The sequence below is a fragment of the Massilia sp. TWP1-3-3 genome (assembly GCF_049897805.1).
GTDB lineage: Bacteria > Pseudomonadota > Gammaproteobacteria > Burkholderiales > Burkholderiaceae_D > Telluria_A.
In genome coordinates this window covers 1-5,026 of sequence record NZ_JAFCWX010000073.1, presented here as the reverse complement: position 1 = coordinate 5,026, position 5,026 = coordinate 1, and the positions used below count along the sequence as shown (strand labels likewise).

Annotated in this window: 8 protein-coding genes; 1 reads left to right on the top strand and 7 read right to left on the bottom strand. The window is 53.8% G+C overall.

Annotated elements, in window-relative coordinates; all coding sequences use genetic code 11:
* Positions 1 to 420, top strand: a 420-nt coding sequence (locus ACP7D4_RS27495) for an IS66 family transposase (protein WP_426212584.1), incomplete at its 5' end; no start/stop codon positions are given.
* Here ACP7D4_RS27495 and ACP7D4_RS27490 read toward each other — a convergent pair.
* From ACP7D4_RS27490 to ACP7D4_RS27460, 7 genes are all read right to left on the bottom strand, one after another.
* Positions 410 to 826 (bottom strand): hypothetical protein, encoded by a 417-nt coding sequence (locus ACP7D4_RS27490; protein WP_426212583.1) that lies wholly within the window; start codon positions 824 to 826, stop codon positions 410 to 412. The two genes, ACP7D4_RS27495 and ACP7D4_RS27490, sit on opposite strands and share 11 nt — an antisense overlap.
* Complete coding sequence (locus tag ACP7D4_RS27485) at positions 804 to 1,253, bottom strand: hypothetical protein (protein WP_426212582.1); 450 nt, start codon at positions 1,251 to 1,253, stop codon at positions 804 to 806. The genes ACP7D4_RS27490 and ACP7D4_RS27485 overlap by 23 nt, the downstream gene beginning before the upstream one ends.
* Positions 1,254 to 1,590: 337 nt before the next feature.
* Complete coding sequence (locus ACP7D4_RS27480; RefSeq protein ID WP_426212580.1) at positions 1,591 to 1,869, bottom strand: PAAR domain-containing protein; 279 nt, start codon at positions 1,867 to 1,869, stop codon at positions 1,591 to 1,593.
* A gap of 14 nt (positions 1,870 to 1,883) precedes the next feature.
* On the bottom strand, positions 1,884 to 2,429 hold the full coding sequence (locus ACP7D4_RS27475; protein ID WP_426212578.1) for a hypothetical protein: 546 nt from the start codon (positions 2,427 to 2,429) through the stop codon (positions 1,884 to 1,886).
* A gap of 1 nt (position 2,430) precedes the next feature.
* Positions 2,431 to 3,096 (bottom strand): hypothetical protein, encoded by a 666-nt coding sequence (locus ACP7D4_RS27470; RefSeq protein ID WP_426212577.1) that lies wholly within the window; start codon positions 3,094 to 3,096, stop codon positions 2,431 to 2,433.
* On the bottom strand, positions 3,071 to 4,105 hold the full coding sequence (locus ACP7D4_RS27465; protein WP_426212575.1) for a hypothetical protein: 1,035 nt from the start codon (positions 4,103 to 4,105) through the stop codon (positions 3,071 to 3,073). Before ACP7D4_RS27465 ends, ACP7D4_RS27470 begins: the two co-directional genes overlap by 26 nt.
* A 1-nt stretch (position 4,106) precedes the next feature.
* Positions 4,107 to 4,886 (bottom strand): DUF2345 domain-containing protein, encoded by a 780-nt coding sequence (locus ACP7D4_RS27460; RefSeq protein WP_426212573.1) that lies wholly within the window; start codon positions 4,884 to 4,886, stop codon positions 4,107 to 4,109.
* Positions 4,887 to 5,026: the final 140 nt, after the last annotated feature.

The window sequence follows — 5,026 nt, the reverse complement described above, 5'->3', positions numbered from 1 at the left end:
ACTTACCGCTGGAGACAAGAGAAAAGCCGTCCGATCCTGGACGCACTACACGCCTGGCTGGTCAAGAATCAGGCCGAGGTCATGCCGCAATCACTGATCGGCAAGGCGATCAGCTATGCACTCGGGCAGTGGCTGTACCTGTATCGCTACATCGATGACGGCCGGGCTCCGATCGATAACAACTTGATCGAACGAGATATACGCCCGTTTACCATCGGTCGCAAAAATTGGCTGTTCTCGAGTTCGGTTGCAGGTGCGGATGCAAGTGCCGTGATCTACAGCTTGATGCTGACCTGTCGCGCCTGCGACATCGAGCCCTACGCCTACCTGCGCCACGTGCTTACTGAATTGCCGCAGCGGCGACCGGGCGCTGACGTTACTGATCTGCTACCGTTCAACTTCGCGGTCGCTAAATCCTGATCCCTGCAGCCAACCGGCCGTCAGCGGTGGGGTAAATATCGCGCTTACAGAACATACAAAAGTAGGTCGCTGTTTTAGCATGGGTCTCGTTAGTCCTGGCTATGCTCATGGCATCCTCGCACAGCAATCTCGGAGCACCAATGAGGTACGGAAAGGTTGTAGGTAGCATCGCAACAACTGCGCGCTCAACATCCTCAAAGCGGAAACCATATTTTCGACCACCCAATAGGAACTTTTGTAACTTGTTCGTGGTTAGGGCCCAAGTCGCCGCAGAGTAAGCAGAACCCTGATCACCCCATAAGATGAACGATAATTCTTCCAGTGCGACGACGTCTTTTTCACGCAGGCCTGCTGCTTCATCGTGGAGGTGGCCTACACAGCCGTTAAGCCGGTGGGATTTGAGCAATGAATTCGCGCGGGTTCTTTACGAACTGAGCGGCACCTGAGGATGCAATAGCTTGCAAGAGGAGCTCCCGTCGCGGTTCAATAAACTTTCTCTTCTGTACGTCGAAGTAGCTGCAATCCAGCTTGCGCGCCAGCGTGCACAATGCGTCGATTAGCGCGTCATTGTTGACGCTGGCGTCCAAGCGCACCAGCACTTCCACAAAGTCAGTGTCGTCAAAGAGCAAGTCGACTCGGGTCCCGGCTTCAAGGCCAAAGACCATCCAATCGTCCATCATTAGCCAGGGATTCCCGAGGTAGGCAGCTACTATTTCTTGGACATAAAGCGCTGATTTTGCCGGTATTCCTGGGATATCTAAACCTTCCTCCGACGCCAAAGGCGGCGGCTTGCCGAGAGAAATCAGGTACAAGTCGAACTGCCACGTGGCCATTTCTCTAATTCTCCATATGTTTTCGAGCGCTGCTAAGACTCACAATCGGTAAGGGTCCAACCGAGTCACGTGCATTTGCGCGCCATTAAGTTGCTCCAAGTTGGTGATTCTTGCGCAATACGAACGCGAGCATGATTCCCCACATGAAAAGCCGGCTTGACCAAGGCCTTTCTGTGTTTACCTGAACCAGGCATTGCGGCACAAGTAGATCTGGTCGATGCAGCAACCGGGGTGGATCAGCGCGCTGAGGTCGGGTATGCCGATGGCGTTACGCTGCGCACTTCGCTGCGCCGGCGGCTGGGGATGTGCGCGCGACAGCCGGAGTGGATGAGTCGTGTCACTTGCCTAAGACCGTCGTGCTGCCAATCAGCCGGCAACCGCATTCCGTCAGGCTGCCGTGAATAGCCACCGCTTTTCCTTCGATTTTGATGGTCGGATGCCCTGTCACAATCTTGTTAACACCATGGGGTAATCCTCCTGGATAGCTCTGCGGACAGTTCACCGCATCGCCCAGTCGTGCAATGGCCTGGCCGCGGATGTCTTGGGAGGGGGAGCCACTGATGACAGTACCGCCGTGGTCTGTTTTATCGCCTACTACGATAAATTCGTACGCCATGATCGTTCTACGCTTTAGGCACTTGCCAGGTACCACAAGAGCGGCTTTCCTTCGCGATCAAATCGAGGCGCCGGCAGCATCTCGCCTTCACCGAGCTGCAAAGATTGCCCCTCGCCGCGGCGCGCGTGCCACGTTCCAGCGACTGGCACCGGTTCTCCGGCAAAGGCAGCAAGACCGGCGTATCGGGCTTTGATGTCAATATATGATTCAAGCTCTGCCAGCCGCATGTTGGAATATTCCCAGATCTTCTGGCTTAGTCTTTCCGTCTCGGCGTTGTCGAAAAAATCATCGCGCACCAGCAGGAATTTGCGCTTGCCCAGGTCAGTCAGTGAGATTGCCCCTACCCGTGACTCGTCCCAGCCAATCAACCCGGCGTTTTGCGCTGTAATCAAAGCTTCGTTGACGATCGCAGGTGAAGCTTTTTCAAAAATATCTGCGCCGCTGACGCCTTTTATCGAGACCGAGTCGCTTCCGTCATAGTCTGCCATGGCAAAGGAGTACAAGACCGCGCGTACAAGGTCGTCCTGCGCTGCATCCAGCTCTAAAATTGTCTTGGTCATTTTATTTTCGATCCGCTGAGGGCAGTGCGCTGGACTGTTTGATCATCTGACCGTCACGGTACACATAGCGAACCAACTGCGCCTTGTCTTCGCCTGCATGGTTGACCGTCACTTCGTAGCCAACCATATTTTTATCTTTCAATAAGCTCAGCGTGTCGCCGCAACCGAGCAGGCTGCGATCGATAAACCGGATCGCGTTCTTTTCAATTCTCGCCAGATAGTGACGATCTTCGCCCATGCCGGCTGCGCATGGCTTGGCTCTCTTGCTGTATTCAAAAGGCCGCAACAGTTTCAAGACTACGAAATCGGCTTTCGGTGTTTCGACAAGCGTTTCAAGGTCGATCTCAACTTCGAAGTGTGCACCAGCCAGTTCAGTGATTTCGGAAGAGAATATTTTTCTCGGCGGTGCGTCGCGCGTGATATCGAGCACAAACACTTTTTTGGGGCGGCGGCCGTTACAGCACTCCTGGCCTTTCTCGTCGACGAGAATATATTTGACGGGAATCACCGAGCCTTGATATAGCTCCCGATATTTGGCTGGCGAAATAGCCGTCTCAGACGGAGCAGCAACGCCGTCGCGAGCGTGCGCAGCGCCGAGGTAGCCATACACCATCATCGATGCCAGTGCATATCGGAGCTGCTTATTTTTCGTTAAGGTGATCTGCATAGCAAACTCCTGTATAAGTCCATGGGTGTTTCGCGGTTTGGCCGGCCTTCATTTTTGGATATTCATCCAAATCGCGCTCCCTCAGTTCTTTTTCCGTTTTTCCCTTGTTGGCGGCCACGGTCATATCCCACCCGATATTACCCGTTTGAGTGTCGCACATGATCTCGTCCTTGCGCTGCCATTTCTTGGTGGTGGCGTTCCACTCGTGGTAACTGCCACCGTTCCACCGTGACAGCGTTTCAAGGTCAAGCATTTCCTCCGTATAAGATGCTGCCCCATGCTTGTCGAGCATGGCTTTAGCATCCTTCTTTTTCCCGTCCATCAGCTTGATGCCACCATCCAGGTTTTCTTTCCAGCTCCATACCTGGGAGTAAGTGGGCGGAGGCGTCGTCAACTGGGCCAATCCGTACCCTTTGTCGCCTGCCACCACTGGTTCGCGATCGAGCGCAATGAAATGCTTGAACTTGGATTCCTGGGCGATCAGTTTTTCAAACGCCGTGGCTGATTTTTCCTTGAGATACGCCTTGATTTTGTCGGTGCTGGGCTGGGTCCCGAGGACTTGTACCGTGCGGCGCAGCTTTTCTCCTTGGAACTCCACTGTCACGGTTAATTTTCCCCCGATAGGTTTCTTGATGGCGCTGGCATCCCAGCACTTGTCCGTTGACGAAAAACTCCCCTTGTCCTTGAAACTGGCCACTTTTTTACCGCGCGGCTTTTCCCTCAGTCCGCTGACATGGGCATCCCACTTCATCTCCCACGTCCACTTGTAGGGACCTGTGCAGTCGGTCTGGAACGAGAATTCAATCGACGGAAATTTTGCGTCGTCATCAAGATAGAATTTCGCCGCCTTCTCGGGAGTGATCCAATTGCCGACATCGTCTTCTTTCACAACCACTTTGGTCAACGATCCCTTTGTCTTGTTCGTCTGTCCGGCGTTCTTGCTGCCTTTACTCGCACCACCTTTGCTACCGCCGTCCTGCGGCGGGCTATCGTTTTTCTTGTTAGTCATGTCAAACCTTGTCTAATAATTCAAGCGACAACGAGGCCGGCTTGTATGTGGATACCCGTTGCGTCATGCCGTCTGCGTCGCTCTTGCCTTGCCAGGTCTTTCCGCAGGCACTGGTAATCCGGTAGGCTTGGTCGATCAGCGGCTCGTCCAGTTCGTTGACAAGCCTGAACTGCTCATCAAAGAGGCCGCTGACGATAGCCACTGAAAGCGACGACGGCGCGTCAGTGAATACACGCCGCGTGAAGCCGTCGGCGTCACTGATACCTTTCCACACTTTCCCGCACGTGCTTTCGATCGTGTAGTGGGTGTACGCCAACGGATGATCCTTATCGTTCACCAGCCGGAATTGTTCGTCGAAACTGTTGGCGGTAGGGCAGTCGAACTCAGGGACGGGCGCCGAGCTAGCCTGGCCAAATGTATGGGTAGCTGCATGCGCGACAAAGGTGCCCTTCGTGCCATACTCGATGCCTTGAGTATTGTATTTCGCGTAGCTGCCACCGCCATTAATGACGATTTCCTCCTTGGCGCTGATCATGATCCGGTTGGCGGTAATGCTGACATTGAGCTTCGCAAGCAGATTGATACTGTTCTGTAAGGCCTGCACGTCGATATCGCCAGCGGCCGCAATCAGTTTCATCCCTGCCCGGTGCACGAACAGGCGGAAAGTTTCTCTGACGCTGGCAAAGAAGCTGAAACCGGCGGCGAGTGACAGGTCTTTGCCTGCCGTGATCGCAGTGTGTTCGTTGCTTGAGAAATGGCTCGACTTGGTGGATGAGGACACGATAGCAGCTTGACTGGCCAGCACTAGTGTAGTGCGTCATAAATAATAAGACTTATTATATATATGCATGTATCCTTGTCATATGGAGGGGAAATCATGCGTGTAGCGATGAAAGTTGAGTTGACGGAAGCGCAGCGTGG